This is a genomic window from Bacillus sp. FSL L8-0099, assembly GCF_038006385.1.
Lineage (GTDB): Bacteria > Bacillota > Bacilli > Bacillales > Bacillaceae_G > Bacillus_A > Bacillus_A toyonensis.
Window position 1 is genome coordinate 262,411 of the sequence record NZ_JBBOVC010000003.1, and the last position, 17,104, is coordinate 279,514.

Here is a 17,104-nt window from a genome sequence, read left to right on the forward strand (position 1 = left end):
AAGAGTACCTTTTTAATTTGAGAGGGGTCATATAGATGTTTGTTAATAGTGCAAATTTAGTACAAATTTCAAGTCTAGATAAAAGTTTAATGGTGGTAGGTCGAGTGGGAACAGGGAAAACGAGGGAATTGAAGAAAATGGCTTTAAGTTTATCAAAAGTATTAGTGTTAGATCCATTTAAGGAATACGAAGAATTAGAGAAGCAAACAGAAGGGCATGTAACTTTACAATATTTAGATTGTGAATCAAATGAAGAATATAGAGATTTTAAAATTACAGATGATGTGATAAATGTAGCTAAACAATTTGAATATGTAATTGTAGATGAAACCAATTATTTATGTCAGGAAGATTTTATATACTTTCTTCAACAAATGAAGGATTCCGATATAAAAGTAATAGCGAGTTTTCAACAAATGCCATCAGATGCCCAAATTACTAAGAAATTTGGATATATCATATCTTTAGATGTAACGAATGATTTCGATAAGATAACAGAGTATGAAAAATATAATTATGATTCGGGATTTGGCTTGAAAAAGTAATACGTGTGGCTAGATTGAACAGAGGTGATGCTTTTATATGTATAGTGAAAAGATATCAATCAAATATAAATTAGCTGAAAAAGAAGTACTCATTCCATTGAGTGCTTTTTTATTTGTTGGAATGTTTTTAATCGCTAATTTTTTACTCAACTTATCTTTAGAGCTGATAGAAACAACATTTAGTGATTTATTACACCCAAAACCATTTCATATGGAGGTAGGATTTCTTTTTCAGATGCCAATTGCAGAGCATCCAATTTACTACATGCTTGTTTTCCTTGTAGTGATTGGAACTATTGCAAGAACGGTGTATAAGCTGAAATCTTCCTTTAAAAACTTAAATAATCATCAGAAAGGATCTAGTCGTTTTACAACAGTTGAAGAGTTGAAAAAGCAGTATCGAGCTGTGCCTGATCGAGAAGAATCATTTAAAGGTGGCGGTGGTGTTGTTATCTCCCGACTAGGTGACAAGGTATTCATTGATGATAGCCCCGTAAACAATTTAATTATTGGTACAACACGCTCTGGTAAAGGGGAAACCTTTGTATTTCCTACAATTGATGTCTATTCTAGGGCGGAACATAAGCCTTCATTAATAATTAATGATCCAAAAGGTGAAATTTTTAGCGCTTCCAAAGAAACTTTAGAAAAACGAGGATATCACATTGAAGTGTTAAATTTATTAAATCCATTGGATTCTATGAGTTATAACTTATTGCAGCTTGTCAAAGATGCCTATAAAGATGGGGATTATTCAACGGCCCAGGCATTATGTAAAACACTCTCGCACACTTTGTATTACAACCCAACTGTAAAAGATCCTTTTTGGCAACAGTGTGCTATGAGCTTGTGTAACGCCATGATATTAGCCGTTACAGATAAATGCATTGCGGAAGGTACAGAAGAAAAAATCACAATGTATGCAGTTGCAAATATGTTATCAGAACTTGGGTCGAAAGAGGTGATCGTAGATCCGAAAGCAGATCCACAAAATGCATTAGATTTATACTTTGAAGGTTTACCAGCGGAAAGTGTTGCGAAAATGCAATATGCAACCTCAAACTTCTCGAAAGGAACAACACGAGGTGGAATTTTCACCCAAACAATGAACGGACTTTCTATTTTTACATTTGATGAAATCGCTAAAATGACAGCAAAAAATAGTGTGGATTTAAAACGTGTCGGTTTTGGAAAAACGATAAAAGGAAAAGTGACACCTAGAAAACGAGTAGAAATTGTATTTCCAGATGGCTCAAAGGAGTCTATCAAAGTAGATATTACAGGACGTTTTTCATTAGATTTTAAGAAAGTAATAAAAGTTGGAGATACCATTCAATGTAATGAAAAGGAAAATCCTCAAACGAAAACATCTATTTCTATTACAAAAATAGATAAAAAGACAGGTCATACAGAATTTAAAGTGGTAGAAGAAAATGAAGATATGCAAGTAACAAAAGTGGATTATTTCGATAAACCCGTGGCTATTTTTATGATTACACCAGACTTTGATTCTTCGAATCATGTCATTGCTTCTATTTTTGTAAGACAGCTTTATTTTATATTGGCTAAGGGTGCATCCCTCGCTCGTGGAGGGAAATGTCACCGTGAGGTGGTTTTTTGCCTAGACGAGTATGGAAATATGCCGAGTATTGAAGGAATGGCGAATATTATCACGGTTTGTCTCGGTAGAAATGTTCGCTTTAATCTTGTCATCCAGGCATATGCACAATTAAAAAATAAGTATGGTGAGGATGCAGATACGATTGATGGAAACTGTGGGAATACCATCTACATTCTAACGAACGATCAAGAAACCGCCGAAAAAGTTTCCAAAAAACTAGGAAATCAGACAATTAATCTACCTTCCCGAAGTGGGAAAGGTCTTTCTACTGATAAAAATAAAACGGAAGGTCTAGATCAACGTCCACTGTTAACAGCAAATGAACTTATGAATTTTAAAGAAGGAGAAAGTGCCGTTATTCGTGTCATAAAACGTCAGGATAATAACAGAAAACGTATCAGACCTCGCCCAATTTATAATACGGGAGAAACAGCTTTAAAATACAGATGGGAGTACTTAGGAGTAGAGTTCGATACAGATAAATCTATTTTAGATATAGATATTGATTCTCTACATGATGATGTAAATCCAAAGTCACTTATTGTAGATTTTCTAGGACAGAGAAAAGCAGAACAAATTGAGAAAAAAACTTTAGAACCAGAACAAGTACAAGAACAAGAAGCTTCTTCCCAAATAGAGACACCGCGGCCAGTAGAAGAACCAACAATGATGGGAATTGATGAAGATATACCAGAAGAGGCGTTTCAGCAGGAAGATAGCCCGTTTGATTCCCTCACCATTGAAAATTGGAAAGAAAAAACGGTTAATGAATTTTTTGAATCTGATTTAGCGGTTTTGAAACTGGTTGATAAGTTCTTTATAGCACAGTTAGGCAAATCAATAGATGAGGTTGAAAATCAAGAAATGGGCGAGTTTTACAGTGAATTTCAAATGTTAGCTCACAATGACCACATCGACAAAAGTGTTTATCAAGCAGTCGAAAACAAGATTAATCGAATCTTGCGTGACTTAGAAGAAGAAAAAGAACAAGTAACAAGTTAGAAAGCACTCAAATGATTGAGTGCTTTTTTGAATCCAAATATAAAGGAGGAAGAGGGAATGTGTGTACCAACAATAACGGATAAAATGCAATTGATTTTAGATAGTTACTCGCCATTGGTAACAGAAGAAAATGAGGTCATTCTTGGTCTAGAAGATGCGGTTCTTTTCCTTTCAGTAGATCGGGAACAAAAAGGGAAATTGATTATTCGCATCGACAGACTAAATGAGAGAGTGAATTGGACAGCAAAAGAAGTATTAGAACAGTAATAAGCATGAGAGGAGGGTAAATAGTGAAAGATGAAGAAATTTTAAAGGTTTTAGAATCGTTCTCGGATTATCTTCAAGTAGGAGACATCGTGAATTATGTATTGCGTTGGCTAGGATGGTTCCTAATTGTAGGTTTATCTTTGGTTGTAGATGCTTTAGAAGGTGTGACAGATGCCATACTGGGGATTAAAGGATTCTTTAATTCACCGGAAATACAAAATTTTGTTGATATGTTATATCCATTGTTTGTCGTTCTTTTAGCCATTTCATTTTTATATATTGGCTACATGTTTATTATGAACAAACAAATGAACCGTTCTCAAATTATCATCAATATTTTCATAACATTGAGTGTACTTTGTTTATTAAGTACTGGTATGACAAAGGTTGATAAGTTCACCGATGATGCCATAGCAGTTGTAAAATCAGAACAAAAAGGTTCCTTAAGTGATGAAATTATTAAGAAGAACATAACGGATATTGCAGTAATAGATCAAAATGGATGGAAAAAGAAAGAAGATATGAATCCGAAAAATAATATTCCGGAAAAAAGCATTAGACAAATTGATATTACTGAAAAGATAGATAAAGATTTTGAATTTGCGAAGGATAAGGAATTATCTGAGGGTGGTCAAGATATTCTTAAGTATAAAAGGGTAATGGATGGGATGGGAGTCGCATCTTTAGCTGAATTAAAAGATGGATGGTTTGATTTCTTTCCAGAAAAGTATTATCGCTGGCATTGGAATTTCTGGAATATATTCTTTACTTTACTGATAACAGGATTAACTTTGTTATTGGTGAGTATTAAATTAGCTAGGTTATTTTATGAATTGGCATTTAACTACTTGTTAGCGAACATATTAGCACCAGCCGATGTTGCGAATGGTCAAAAGTTAAAAGCCGTGTTATCCAATATACTCAATATATTTGTAGCAACGATTATGATATTCCTATCTTTGAAGCTATATATAATGGGAACAGCGTTTCTCCATGACAAATTAGATGGTGTACCGTATCTGATTGCATTAGCCGCATTTAGTATGGCAGTTCTAGATGGCCCGGCAGTCGTAGAAAGACTATTTGGAATAGATATTGGTTTAAAGAGTAGTTGGGGCGTGTTAGTAGGTGGTTACGCACTTGGTAAAGGAATCGGTGGTCTTGCAAGTTCAAAACCAATGAAGGGTCTCGGAAATATGATTGGAAAAGGAGCGAAAGGTGCAGCGCAAGGAACTGGTGTTGCAGCGGCTAAAACCGCAAGTGCGGCAGCGATGGCAACAGGTGGAATGGCTGGTCTCATAAGTGGCTTGAAAAATGGAAATGAATCAGAAAATAAAGATTCCTTGCAAGATCAAATGAAAAAAGCTGGTGAGAAGAAAGCAAATGGAAATGATGTAGCAAATAAGGAAAAAGGTAACTTAAATAAGGAAAAAGATAAAAAGAATGGTGGTATGCCATCTATTCAAGAAGACATGAAAAAAGGAGGGAACGAAAACCCAGGGGTAGCGAATGGGCAAGAATCAGGTACTACAAGCCTTCAAGATGAAATGAAAGAAGCTGGAAAAGCAAATGGAACAAGCGCAGGAAATCAAACACTAGGAGGCGTAAGACAAGGAGCAAGTGAAGGAAATCAAACACCAGGAACAGTAAGACAAGGAACAAGTGAAGGAAGTCAAACACCAGGAGGCGTAAGACAAGGAACAAGTGAAGGAGGTCAAACACCAGGAACAGTAAAACAAGGAACAAGTGAAGGAAGTCAAACGGCAGGAACAGTAAGACAAGGAGCGAGTGAAGGAAGTCAAACACCAGGAGGCGTAAGACAAGGAGCAAGTGAAGGAGGTCAAACACCAGGAACAGTAAGACAGGGAGCAAGTGAAGGAAGTCAAACGGCAGGACTAGTACCAAGCGGAAGTAGCTCGACACCAATGGAAACAGCAAGACCAGTACCAAGCGGAAGTAGCCCGGGACCAATGGAAACAGCAAGACCAGTATCAAGTGGAAGTAGCGCGGCACCAGTAGAAACGCCAAGACCAGTGCCAAGTGGAGGAAGTCCGGCACCAGTAGAAGCATCAAGATCAGTACCAAGTGGAGGAAGCCCGGCACCAGTAGAAAGGTCAAGATCAGTACCAAGTGGAGGAAGCCCGGCACCAGTAGAAACGTCAAGACCAGTGCCAAGTGGAGGAAGTCCGGCACCAATGGAAACACCAAGACCAGTGCCAAGTGGAGGAAGCCTGGCACCAGTAGAAACGTCAAGACCAGTGCCAAGTGGAGGAAGCCCAGGACCAGTAGAAACGCCAAGATCAGTACCAAGTGGAGGAAGTCCGGCACCAGTAGAAACGTCAAGACCAGTGCTAAGTGGAGGAAGCCCGGCACCAGTAGAAACGCCAAGATCAGTATCAAGTGGAGGAAGTCCAGCACCAGTAGAAATACCAAGATCAGTACCAAGTGGAAGTAGCGCGGCACCAGTAGAAACACCAAGATCAGTACCAAGTGGAAGTAGCGCGGCACCAGTAGAAACACCAAGATCAGTACCAAGTGGAGGAAGCCAGGTATCAGCCGACATCGTAACGGTGACACATAGTAGCCCAATTATTCCTTATGAAAGCGATAAAGAAGTGGCAGCAAGTAGAAGTCAGGAAACACGTACATTAGGACAATATGCAACGGATACAGTTAAAAAAGGTTATAACTCCACTACATCATCTGTTAAGCAAACAGTAAGAGGGGTTCAAGAACGAATCAATAATTCAGACACGGTACAAAATACAAAGCGTTTTTATCAGATGGGGCAAAACACGGGTAAAAGTTGGAGAGATATTGTAAACAAAAATAAAAAGAATACAGATAAAAAATAAGCGTAATCGTACGCTTATTTTTTATTGTCGAAAAGGAGGGAATCCCGATGAGAAGCTATCGGATTCCGAAGGAAATCAGTACAGAATTACGGATTAATAAAGTGCTTTATTTAATAGATTTCTTTTTATTAATTGGCTTATTAGTTGTAACGATGATTCTTAGGAATTTTGTACATGATTCCTTTCAATTACCATTTGTTATTTTCATGGCAGTTATTGCAATTATCATGATTTGGCGACCAAGTACGAATCCTCAAAAACGAATGTATGAAGTGTTGATTATTACATTGCTAAGAAGAAAAGGTGCATATTGCGCCATTGATAACGATCAATAAGGGAGGGGTCACATATGGCGTTATTCAGCGAAAAAGATGTAGAAAAAGAGAAACCCAAACAAATAGAAAAATCGATCAAAAAGGCATTTCATTTTAACGAAAAACAGTTAGAAAAAAAACTTTCCGAGCCAAAAGATATTGGTAAGGTGGTACCAACAAAAAAGAAAGAGGAAGAAAAACCAAAGACAGAAAACAAAGCAAAAAAACAAAAAAGAGAAAAAGCAAAGAAAGATGTTTTGAAAAAGAAAAATCCAAAACTTCTAGGCTTTTTCTCTAGAAAAAAGAAAGAAGCACCACCAAAGGTAAAGAAAAGTATTGCGGAAATTATGCAAATTGTAGACATGACAGAAGATGGCATATTTGAACTAAAAAATGAGGAGTTTTTAGAAATCCTTCAAGTGGAAGGTGACGATATGTTCTCTAAGAATAGCGACGAGCAAGCGTTTGTTATTTTCTCACATGCTTATTTTTATCAAGCCTACAAACAGTCGATTAAACTTGTTTTTTTAAACTTCCCATGTCAAACAACTGAACAACAACGTTATATAGAAAAGAAAATTAAAGAATGTACTAGTCCTTTGTATGAACGGATTTTAAATCAGAAGTTAAAAGAACTTCAGTTTTTAGAATGGGGTAGAACCAATCGGGAAGCCTTCTTATTTATCTACGGAGAAACGGAATTAATCGTAAAAGAACGTGTAGATGCAGCAAAACGATATATCAAGCGCTCTACTGAACTATTAGAGGTGGATGAAGAGAAAAAGTTGGAGCTTATGTTTAAATTGTTCAATCAAAATGCAAAATTAGGAACGAAAAATATATGGTAGTAAGGGGGAAACAATATGTTTACGTTCAAAAGTAAAAAATCCAAAAAGGAAAAGCAAGAGGAACTAAAAAAGAAGAAAGGTTATAACCCTTATTTAGTGGCTAGAGTTCAGCCACAAGGGGGAATTAGTTTTAAAGAAAGTTATTTTCAAACAGGTGATGGATTAGGTACTTGTGTGCATGTTTTTGACTTTCCAACAGAGGTAAATGATTTTTGGTTAGAACAAATTATGAATATGCCAAATGTGATCACAACATTAGATGTAATGAGTGATGACCGAAGAGAGGTCGTTGAATCAATTAATAAATCCATGAGTGAACAAAGTGTTCGACATGATACAGCGAAGGATAATATAGATCGGATCGATGCAAAAAATGAATTTTTAGAGCTGGAAGCTCTCTATACGGATTTGAAACAAGGTGAGGTCATGAAACGTATTCACATTCGTATTTATGTCTCCGCTAGAACAATAGATGAGCTAGAAAAACAAGTAAAAGAGATCCTGGAAACATTAGAATCTTATAACTTTCGAGGAGCTGTCTTTTTAAATGAACAAGAGTATGAGTGGGATGCACTCGTAACGAGCTTTGATACACAAAAAAATTATGTGAACCGAAGAAAAGGGAAAGAAATTCCGGCAGTCAGTTTGGCTGGTGGGTGTCCGTTTCATTATTCTTATTTGCACGATCCATACGGTACGTATTATGGAACAACGAAAACAAAAGGAAATGTTATTTTTGATATTTTTCATAAAGACGAACAAAGAAAGTTTTATAACGGTGTAATGATTGGAAAGCCTGGTGCGGGAAAATCTACATTACTAAAAAAGAAATCAGTAGACTATGCAAGTAAAGGTCATTTTATTCGTATTTTTGATATTGTAGGTGAATTTGAGGAAACAGTACGTGATCTGAACGGGAAAACAATTGCATTAGATGGTTCACAAGGTCAAATTAACCCACTTCAAGTATATAAGACAGCAGAACTTGAAGAAGTTAGTTTCACTCAACATTTATCTAAATTGACAATTTTTTATCGATTCATTGCGCCAGAAGCAAAAGATGATGAAATTAAAGAATATGAAAATTTGCTTCGTAAATTATATATTCGAATGGGATTATGGAATGACGAAAAAGGAGCGAAAAATGAAATTACAACAAGAAAACCAAATGAGTATCCCATTTTCTCAAACTTTTTATCTTTTGTTCGTGATGAATTATATGAGAATGTAAAAAATAGAAAACACCATGAGAATTTAGGAGAAAGCAGAAAACATCGTTTAGAGTTGATTGAATTAAATCTTGTAAATTTAGTAGAAGCATATGCACAATTATTTGATGGCCATTCCACTATTGAAAACTTTAAAAAAGAACAAGTTGTATCGTTTTCCTTACGAAACATTTCAAATTTTAAACCGGAAGTATTCCAAGCGCAAATTTTTAATGTTTTTAATTTAATATGGGATGAAATGATATCCAATGGTGCGCCACAATTAGAGGCATATACTAAACAACAACTTGCTTTTGAAGATGTAATTCGTTATTTCATTATTATTGACGAGGCGCATCATATAGTAAACACGAAAAAAGAAAGCGCCCATGCTCTACAATTTTTAACGAAATTTAGCCGAGAAGATCGAAAATATTTTGCAGGGCTTTTATATGCAAGTCACACGATTCGGGATTTTGTACCGGAAGGATCATCACAAGAAATGATTGATGAAATTAAAAAGTTATTTGAACTTACACAGTACAAATTTATTATGCAGCAAGATAATAACAGTTTAGATATGTTACGAAAAGTATTTGCAGGACAGTTAAGTGAAAGTGAGATTGCAGCGATTCCACATTTGCCAACAGGGGATGTGATTTTAAGTATTGGGGCTGTAAAAAACATTCATTTCCATGTAGAAGTAACAGATGAAGAATTGATGTTATTCGGGGGAGGTGCTTAATACTATGCATCTGGTTTTAAAGATCATACCAAAGAAATGGCTCATCACTTTAGCGTTAATTGTGATGGGTCTTTTTTCTTTTCTTTTACTTGGAGTTATGAGTATTTTTATTGCGGCAATGGGTGGCGAAAGTGGAACAGACGCAGGTGATATTACGTATACAGGGGAAGGGCAAGTCATGAATGTTTCGCCTGAAGTTCTAAAATGGGAACCTACGATTCGGAAGCATGCGAAAGCTTTTGGCGTGGAACCGTTTGTCGCTTTAATGCTTGCACAAATGATGCAAGAGAGCGGAGGACGTGGTAGTGATCCGATGCAGAGTTCCGAAGGCGCTTTTAATACGAAATATTGTAAATCACCAAACTGTATTACAGATCCGGACTACAGTATTTGGGCTGGTGTACAGGAGTTTAAACATGCGATAGAAAGAGCCGGAGTAACGAGTCCTGGGGACATGGATCATATTAAAACAGCCCTTCAAGCTTACAATTTCGGGACAGGATTTTTTGATTTTGTTGGCGCAAATGGTGGCAAGTATACGAAAGAATTAGCAATTAAATTTTCACAACAACAATATCAAAAAGTGAAACATACGGGTATGTATCGTTGTGTAAGGCCAGAGATGATACCCTACTCCGCGTGCTACGGGGACGCGCTTTATGTTGATGCCGTTTTGAAGTATTATCAGCCGGGTTCTGTTGTTTCTGGTGGAGGAGGAAATCCAGGAAGTGGAGGAAGTAGCGGTTCAAAAGTTGCCGATGTAGGTCGTCAATGGATAGGGCGTTCTACCTATGTATTTGGTGGAGGACGTAACACAAATGACATCGCAAGAGGAATTTTTGATTGTTCAAGTTTTGTACGCTGGGCATTCGAACAAGTAGGGATGTATACCAGTCCGATTGGCGCTGTAAGTACGGAAACATTAAATAAAATTGGTACAAAAGTATCAGCAAATGATATGAAACCAGGTGATGTTATTTTCTTTGATACTTACAAACATGACGGACACGTTGGCATTGTAATTGATAAAAATACTTTCATTGGATGCCAAACGAATAAGGGTGTTTCCATTGAAGATCTAAATAATCCATATTGGAAAAAAGTCTTTTCTGGTCATGTAAGAAGGTTCTAAAAACCGAAAGAATAGGAGACTAAAAGAATGAAAGATAAACGGAAATTTTTGTTTATTGTACTTGCAATTTTAGTGGCTGGTGTGACAGCTTTTAATATCTATTTGAGTAAAAAGTCAATGAGTGATGGCAAAGAAAAACAGTTAAAACTTTCAAATGAATTACTAACAAAACAAAATGAAGACTTAAAAAAACGATTGGATAAGGTGCTTCCTTCCGCACAAGAACAACAAAGAAGGGCGTACTTATCGACAGCCGAAACGTTTATACAATTATCATTTCACAGAGAGAAAGAAGGGTACAGCGAGCGAAAAGAAAAGGCAAAATCCATTATGAGCGAAGAACTTTTACAACAATTTTATCCAACTGATAAATACGAATTAGGAGATACGTATAAAACGAAACCAATAGAAATGAAGTTTTATTTACAAGAAAATGAACCCGATAAAGAGGAGGTAAATGTGTTAGCTGAATTTATAAATGTCACGACAGATTCAACGCAAAACCGAGAAGAAAAAGTAAACAATGTGTTACGAATCATCATGAAAAAAGATAAGGAAACATGGCGAGTTACAAGTGTGGAAGAGTTAAATATGAAAGTTTTATAACGAAAAAGGTGGGGTGAGAGTGTGATAGATGCAATTGGTAAGAAGAGTGAAAGAATCAATCTAAGAAAAAATAAGTCGTGGATCTACCTAACAATTATCAGCTTTCTATTTTTTGGATTTTTCGCTTTCTTAACATCTAAAATTTACATGCCAAACGATGAAAAACTATTCCATACAGAGACAAATAAAGTAATTAAGTTGTCGGGTATGGGGAAATTGATTGTAGAAAAAAGGGAATACAATCCACACAAAAACTTTATACAAATTTACTTTCGATTAGAAGGATATGAGGAAACAGGATATACATTTAAGGCACAGCAAAAAGCAAATCCAGGTGTTCAGTTACCTGTCAAAGTATTGTATGAAGAGAACGGAAAATACGTTGTAGAAGTAAAAGAGTTATCTCCGAATTGGGGAGCGTTAGCTTTCGATATTTACAATAAAAACGGTGAAAAAGAACAAATGGATATTCGTAAATTCACACAAGATGTTAACGAATATGAAGAAGAAAATGCAGCAACAAAAAGTCCGAATAAATTAGTTCAGACGATTTTTACCGATCAAAGAAAAACAAAAGCAAATGATGAATTATTAGCTGAAGATAAAAAAACATATGAGCTAGATTTTATAGAAAGAGACAAAAAGGATATCGAAACAAAGATAAAAAATTACGGGAAAGCAATCAAACTGGAAGAAGAAAATGCGAAGACAGTTTATGAAAAGGTAAAAGAATTACAAAATGAAATGAAGTACCAAACGGAAGCAGAAAAAACGGAAACACAATCAAAAATAGCATCCTTAGAATCTAAAATAAAGTCATCAGAAAAGAACGTGGAATTGTTTAAAGGGGAACAAAAAATTGCACGAGATAAGATCAAAAAATTAGAAGAAAAGGCACAGGAAATTAATGAAAAGTGAAAAAAGTCGTGTCGTGAGTGAGTCTACATCAAAGGATTTTGTATCGTGAGTGAGTCCACATCACGAAAAAATGAGTCGTGAGTGAGTCTACATCAGAAGAGTTTGTGTCGTGAGTGAGTCTACACCTAGAAGGTTTTCTTGTTCCCATCGTTTCGCTAGGCTCCGCCTAGCTTCACACCTTAGGTGGGAACAAAAACCCCTTATGCTCTTCTCACTATTTTTTGATCTCTACCCAGATTTGCAGAAAGGAGAGGGAAAAGTGGAAATTAGAATTAGAGAAGTAGATCCAATTGCCGTAAAGAAAATAGATGAAATTGCAAAGAGGAAAGGATTATCCAGGCAAAAATTTTTGAAAGATCAAATTGAAATGTTGGCATTTTTTCAGCAACAAAATAAAAGGGAAATGGAATTAGAAAATCTCATTGAAAAGAACATCCATATGATGAGTGATTGTTATAGCGCAATGGAAAAAATGAATGAGTTTATTCAAATGATGATGCAGGATGTTGAAAATGAATAATGCCGTTCCTGTTCAATCTTCAGTCACACCAGGTGTTGTTTTAAAAACGAAATTTGTGTTACCAAGTTCCGATGCATTTCAGAACTATATAGAGTATGTAGATAGGGAAGAAGCGAAAAGTGAAGTGAAGCTGAATCCGAAAATGTTTGAAACGTATCAAGACTATATGGGGAATTCAGAAAAGACATCGGCACTATTTACGGAACACGCAAATCGTTTAACAGAAAGTGAAAAAAAGTCCTTAAAGGAAATGTTTAAAACCGCTCACGAAAATGGAAGTATTATGTGGCAGGATGTCATTTCTTTTCATAATCCCTGGTTAGAGGAACAAGGCATATATGATGAGAAAACTAAAACATTGGATGAAAAAAAGTTAATGGATGTGACACGGCTTGCGATGAAGGAAATGCAGAAAAGGGAGGGGTTAGAAAAAAGTTCTACCTGGTCGGCAGCCATTCATTTTAATACGGATAACATTCACATTCATGTGGCAACTGTTGAACCATTTCCAACGAGAGAACGTGGAAAAAGAAAACCCCAAACATTGGATGCGATGAGAGGAAAAGTCGTAAATAATTTGTTAGATCGTAAGCAGGAACAAAAACAAATTAATGATCTGATTCGAAACAATATGGTAGGAAGTAAAAAAGAGGATTCGGTTTTTGATTGGCGCAATCAACATTTGAAACCATTGTTTTTACAAATCTATAAACAGTTACCAAGTGATAAAAGACAGTGGCAATATAGCTACAATACGATTCAACCATTAAAGCCTGAAATTGATGAATTGAGCAGGCGATATATACAACATCATCATAAAAAAGATTACGATCAATTTCTCCAAAAGTTAGATAAAGAAGTGCAAGTTTTTAAAGAAGCATACGGGGAAGGCAAGTATGATAAGAAGCAATATGAAAATTACAAGACGAATAAAATCAATGACTTGTATAAAAGAATGGGGAATGCCTTTTTACAAGAAATGAAGGCATATGATAAAGAACAAAAGAGAATCCATCATATGAAAAAATCAAAGCCGTTTCAAAAATTTCAACAGAATGTATCTATACAGTATTCCATGAAGAAAGTGGAGCGTGCTTTTAAAAGTGAATATGAAAGTTGGAAAAACCAAAAGTATTATGAACGGATGCAAAAAGAAAGTGCATATCAAAATGAGAGGGGTTATTAAATGAAAGACTTTCGTATGCAAATTACATTGGATGAGGAAACAGATACGTATATTAAAGATTATATGGAAGAACACAATATCAGATATAACGGTGAAGCAATCGTTAGAATTTGTAGAGAACATCAAGCATCAAAAAATACAGAATGGTCATTGAATTATATTTCAGAAATTGTTTCTAAAAATCTTCATGACATATTAAAAAGTGAGCTAACAAAAATTCGTCTTGGTGCAAATAGTGCGGATAGAAATACGCAAATTTTAATTGAGTTATTAAATGGTTATTTCTTTTTAGAGGGCGTAGATAGCCTTATTACGACTGATAAACAAGAGATGGGAAGTGTGAAGATAGCAAAAGAAGTCGTAGCGGAACGGATTAGTCATGCAAGACAAAAACGTATAGATCATGAGACATCAAAGAACAATGTAACGTAAGCTACATTGTTCTTTTTTATAAAAAAAGAGGAGGTTAGTAAGATGTTATTATTTCATGAGGATATTGCATTAGGGGTCATTAAAGAGGTTGGAGAAGGTGAACTTGTTTTACTTGTAAAAGAGGAAGAACTAACAATCAAAATTACACGAGAACAAGAGGAAGAACTTGCAGTCCATGTCATGAATCAAGAAAATATGTTAGTTCCGGTTAATATAAAAACTCATGCGCTTTTCTTTGATACAGCTGAGAGATGGAATGAAGAAGACATGGAGGAATTGCAAAAAGCGAGTGAAAGAGTAGGGGAAGATCATGAGTAAAAGTTATAAGAAAAAGTATCAAACGAAATCACCAGAAGAAAAGAAAGAAGCGGTGCAAGCTTTAACAAAAAAGATGGAAAAAAGCGTAGAAGGTTATTTTCGTACACCGGGAGATTTGAAAGAGTATTTAACGTTTATGGCAAAGTTTTATCACTATTCACCATCTAATATTTCATTAATACAGAGTCAATTCGAAGGAGCCAGTGCAGTTGGTTCCTTTTCTTTTTGGAAAGAAAAAGGATTTCCGGTTAAGAAGGGTGAGAAAGGAATAAAAATCCTTGTTCCAAACCGAACTGTAGCAAAATTTAAGGACAAAGAAGGCAGTTGGAAAACAGTAACTAAAGCAAGTGAGGAAGAGAAGAAACAAATTGAATCTAAAAGCGTAGAAGTGATGCCTGGTCGCTTATATTTTGCTGTCGGTCATGTGTTTGACCTGTCTCAAACAAACGCAAAAGCGGAAGATCTACCTCGTATTTTTCCGAATCGTTGGCTAGAAGGGAGCGTTACGGATTACCAGAGTTTGTATAAAGGAATGGAAGCCATTGCGGAAAAAAACGGTGTAAAAGTTGTTGAGCCGAAGCAAGAACTTGGGGTCGCAAAGGGAGTTAGTTACACCTTAACAAAAGAGGTTGCTTTGAATCCTAGAAACAGTGAATTACAAAATGTTAAAACACTTCTTCATGAATTGGCACATGCCAAACTTCATACAGCAGAGACACATATGAATTACACAGCACCAGAAAAAGAGTTTCAAGCAGAAATGACAGCTTACGCCGTTTCTTCTTATTTTGGGATTGATACAAGCGAATATTCGTTAGGATATTTAGCGAGCTGGACACAAGGAAAAGAAATGAAGGATAAAACGAGATTATTAAAAGAAGTACATGAAACTTCGATTGAATTTATTGAGACAATTGAAAACACATTAGAAAAGGAAAAAGAACAAATAAATGAAAAAGAGGTGGAAAGTATGGCAAAAGGAAATGAAAAACAGGATGAAAAAAATATTTTATTGGTCGAATTTATGAGTTTAAGTAACACGACACAAGAACTTGTTTCTGTTGCAGAGTTAAGGGAACAAGCGGATAGAAACAGAGCGTTTGAGCCGGTAGAAGGCGCAGAAAAATTGAGTGATAAAGAATTTATTGATGCATTTAACGAAGCGAATCAAGAAAAGTATGCAGCACTAAATCAAAATGAAATAAATCGTCCAACTATGTTAGTTCAGTGGAGCGAAAACGAAAATTTTAAGGGTAGTCAGTTGATTCCATTTGGAGAGGCCAATGAAAAAATGGCAGAAGTCATTAAAAATATTGAAAAAGCAAAAGAGGAAGCAAGAGAAAGGGATGAATACGTACCATATGATAAAACTCGTTATCATATTGCCATTCCAAAAGAAGTAGATAGAGATTTTGGGAGAATGGAGCTTGTGAGTATGGATCGTTTGGATATGGGGGATGGGGACTACAAGACACCGTATGAACAAGTATTAAACGAGAAAAGGTATTTATCAGATGAAGTAAAACAAGCGTTACGAGATGAAGTGATGAATTATAGAAATAACAAGGAAATACCGATGGAAAAAGCACAAGAAAATCCATTAGAAAAACCGAAAGAGACACCCAATCACTTAGTTACAATTGAAGTATTAGCAAACAGTATACAAGATGAAGAGCAGGCAAGAATCCACATGATGGATGCCGTTACGAAAGATATAAATTATTTGTCTGTATGGAATCAAGATAAAACAAATCGGGACGATTTATACGTTTCCCTCATGGAAAAGAACGGGAAACGAGAAAATGTCTATTTAGATAACATTTTGAAACCAGATTTATATGAAAAGGTTCAAAGTTCTATCTTTGATGGAAGAGGAAATTTGTCATTTGTTGTTTATGAAAAAGATGCAAATATGAGTCTAGATGAAATCGTAAAAGATGAACGATATGGACTCTTAGTTGATAAAGCGGAGGCACAAAAAGATTACGCATTTAATGAAAAAGAAGTGGAATTATATAAAGAAATGAAGACAGATGGATATGCACCTATTGCTTCTCTAGATCAACAAATTCAGCCTTTAAAAGAAAAGGAGCCAACTACATTAGATAAAGATTTAAGCCGGAAATTCGAAGCATACAGACGTTCACAATATGAAGAAACACCAGATAATATTGATAGTATTGTCACTCGTGTAAAAGCTGAAGAACGGTATTATACAACAAAGTATGTTTCGATTGATAATGAGCTGGTAAGCCAGGAACATATAGTGAAATTAGAAAACCAGGTGGATGAGAAGCTTGGGAAAGAAGGAATAACGGTAAATCAGTCTACAACTTCAAAAGAAATAGATGTAGATAAAAAATTTCAGCCATTAAACGGAAAACAGACGAATAATAAAGAAAAAGAAAAGGAGCCAGATCCAGGTAATGTAGAACTGTCGAAGGCTACAAAGAAATCGGGTAGAAAAAAAGAAAGAATGGAAATGGAACGATGAAAAATTGTATAGCAGGAACATCAGATTAAATCATTTTTTGTTACTCAATTGAGAAAACAGAAAGTGATTTTTTTATATCTAGAAATGAAAGAG

Annotated in this window: 15 protein-coding genes; all 15 read left to right on the forward strand. The window is 35.6% G+C overall.

Annotated elements, in window-relative coordinates; translation table 11 throughout:
• Positions 1–35: 35 nt before the first annotated feature.
• The 15 genes from MHH42_RS30495 (at position 36) to MHH42_RS30565 (ending at position 17,011) form a co-directional block, all read left to right on the forward strand.
• Positions 36–545, forward strand: a complete 510-nt coding sequence (locus tag MHH42_RS30495) for a hypothetical protein (protein ID WP_098179289.1) — start codon at positions 36–38, stop codon at positions 543–545.
• Positions 546–582: 37 nt separating this feature from the next.
• Positions 583–3,168, forward strand: coding sequence for a VirD4-like conjugal transfer protein, CD1115 family (locus MHH42_RS30500; protein ID WP_340895345.1), 2,586 nt, complete (start codon positions 583–585; stop codon positions 3,166–3,168).
• A 57-nt stretch (positions 3,169–3,225) separates the two neighbouring features.
• A complete protein-coding gene (locus tag MHH42_RS30505) occupies positions 3,226–3,435 on the forward strand; it encodes a hypothetical protein (protein ID WP_340895346.1) in 210 nt (69 codons plus the stop codon).
• A gap of 23 nt (positions 3,436–3,458) precedes the next feature.
• Positions 3,459–6,290 carry a pLS20_p028 family conjugation system transmembrane protein gene (locus MHH42_RS30510; RefSeq protein WP_340895348.1) on the forward strand — a complete coding sequence of 944 codons (2,832 nt, stop codon included), beginning with the start codon at positions 3,459–3,461 and terminating at the stop codon, positions 6,288–6,290.
• A 47-nt stretch (positions 6,291–6,337) separates the two neighbouring features.
• The gene (locus MHH42_RS30515; protein WP_001258275.1) at positions 6,338–6,625 is read left to right on the forward strand and encodes a DUF5592 family protein; all 288 of its coding nucleotides are present in this window, start codon (positions 6,338–6,340) and stop codon (positions 6,623–6,625) included.
• A 14-nt stretch (positions 6,626–6,639) separates the two neighbouring features.
• The gene (locus tag MHH42_RS30520; RefSeq protein WP_340895351.1) at positions 6,640–7,452 is read left to right on the forward strand and encodes a hypothetical protein; all 813 of its coding nucleotides are present in this window, start codon (positions 6,640–6,642) and stop codon (positions 7,450–7,452) included.
• A gap of 15 nt (positions 7,453–7,467) precedes the next feature.
• Entirely contained in the window at positions 7,468–9,405 is a 1,938-nt protein-coding gene (locus MHH42_RS30525; protein ID WP_340895353.1) for a VirB4 family type IV secretion system protein, read from the forward strand.
• A gap of 4 nt (positions 9,406–9,409) precedes the next feature.
• Positions 9,410–10,537, forward strand: coding sequence for a bifunctional lytic transglycosylase/C40 family peptidase (locus MHH42_RS30530; RefSeq protein ID WP_097838333.1), 1,128 nt, complete (start codon positions 9,410–9,412; stop codon positions 10,535–10,537).
• 27 nt (positions 10,538–10,564) lie between these two features.
• The gene (locus MHH42_RS30535; RefSeq protein ID WP_048567231.1) at positions 10,565–11,143 is read left to right on the forward strand and encodes a hypothetical protein; all 579 of its coding nucleotides are present in this window, start codon (positions 10,565–10,567) and stop codon (positions 11,141–11,143) included.
• Positions 11,144–11,164: 21 nt separating this feature from the next.
• Positions 11,165–12,061, forward strand: a complete 897-nt coding sequence (locus tag MHH42_RS30540) for a hypothetical protein (protein ID WP_340895356.1) — start codon at positions 11,165–11,167, stop codon at positions 12,059–12,061.
• 259 nt (positions 12,062–12,320) lie between these two features.
• Entirely contained in the window at positions 12,321–12,581 is a 261-nt protein-coding gene (locus MHH42_RS30545; RefSeq protein ID WP_002090361.1) for a hypothetical protein, read from the forward strand.
• Positions 12,574–13,767 carry a MobP2 family relaxase gene (gene mobP2 / locus MHH42_RS30550; RefSeq protein WP_340895358.1) on the forward strand — a complete coding sequence of 398 codons (1,194 nt, stop codon included), beginning with the start codon at positions 12,574–12,576 and terminating at the stop codon, positions 13,765–13,767. The genes MHH42_RS30545 and mobP2 overlap by 8 nt, the downstream gene beginning before the upstream one ends.
• Entirely contained in the window at positions 13,768–14,199 is a 432-nt protein-coding gene (locus tag MHH42_RS30555; protein WP_097955036.1) for a hypothetical protein, read from the forward strand. It abuts the gene before it with no gap.
• 42 nt (positions 14,200–14,241) lie between these two features.
• Positions 14,242–14,517: a hypothetical protein gene (locus MHH42_RS30560; protein ID WP_340895362.1), complete on the forward strand. Its 276-nt coding sequence runs from the start codon at positions 14,242–14,244 to the stop codon at positions 14,515–14,517.
• Positions 14,510–17,011 carry an LPD25 domain-containing protein gene (locus tag MHH42_RS30565; protein ID WP_340895363.1) on the forward strand — a complete coding sequence of 834 codons (2,502 nt, stop codon included), beginning with the start codon at positions 14,510–14,512 and terminating at the stop codon, positions 17,009–17,011. The genes MHH42_RS30560 and MHH42_RS30565 overlap by 8 nt, the downstream gene beginning before the upstream one ends.
• The last annotated feature ends 93 nt before the right edge of the window (positions 17,012–17,104 follow it).

What these genes read in the sequence shown, in the direction of transcription:
- MHH42_RS30555 (WP_097955036.1), top strand. Translation starts at nt 13,768, where the DNA reads ATGAAAGACTTTCGTATGCAAATTACATTGGATGAGGAAACAGATACG.
- MHH42_RS30560 (WP_340895362.1), top strand. Translation starts at nt 14,242, where the DNA reads ATGTTATTATTTCATGAGGATATTGCATTAGGGGTCATTAAAGAGGTT.
- MHH42_RS30520 (WP_340895351.1), top strand. Translation starts at nt 6,640, where the DNA reads ATGGCGTTATTCAGCGAAAAAGATGTAGAAAAAGAGAAACCCAAACAA.
- MHH42_RS30535 (WP_048567231.1), top strand. Translation starts at nt 10,565, where the DNA reads ATGAAAGATAAACGGAAATTTTTGTTTATTGTACTTGCAATTTTAGTG.
- MHH42_RS30495 (WP_098179289.1), top strand. Translation starts at nt 36, where the DNA reads ATGTTTGTTAATAGTGCAAATTTAGTACAAATTTCAAGTCTAGATAAA.
- MHH42_RS30525 (WP_340895353.1), top strand. Translation starts at nt 7,468, where the DNA reads ATGTTTACGTTCAAAAGTAAAAAATCCAAAAAGGAAAAGCAAGAGGAA.
- MHH42_RS30530 (WP_097838333.1), top strand. Translation starts at nt 9,410, where the DNA reads ATGCATCTGGTTTTAAAGATCATACCAAAGAAATGGCTCATCACTTTA.
- MHH42_RS30505 (WP_340895346.1), top strand. Translation starts at nt 3,226, where the DNA reads ATGTGTGTACCAACAATAACGGATAAAATGCAATTGATTTTAGATAGT.
- MHH42_RS30515 (WP_001258275.1), top strand. Translation starts at nt 6,338, where the DNA reads ATGAGAAGCTATCGGATTCCGAAGGAAATCAGTACAGAATTACGGATT.
- MHH42_RS30500 (WP_340895345.1), top strand. Translation starts at nt 583, where the DNA reads ATGTATAGTGAAAAGATATCAATCAAATATAAATTAGCTGAAAAAGAA.
- mobP2 (WP_340895358.1), top strand. Translation starts at nt 12,574, where the DNA reads ATGAATAATGCCGTTCCTGTTCAATCTTCAGTCACACCAGGTGTTGTT.
- MHH42_RS30565 (WP_340895363.1), top strand. Translation starts at nt 14,510, where the DNA reads ATGAGTAAAAGTTATAAGAAAAAGTATCAAACGAAATCACCAGAAGAA.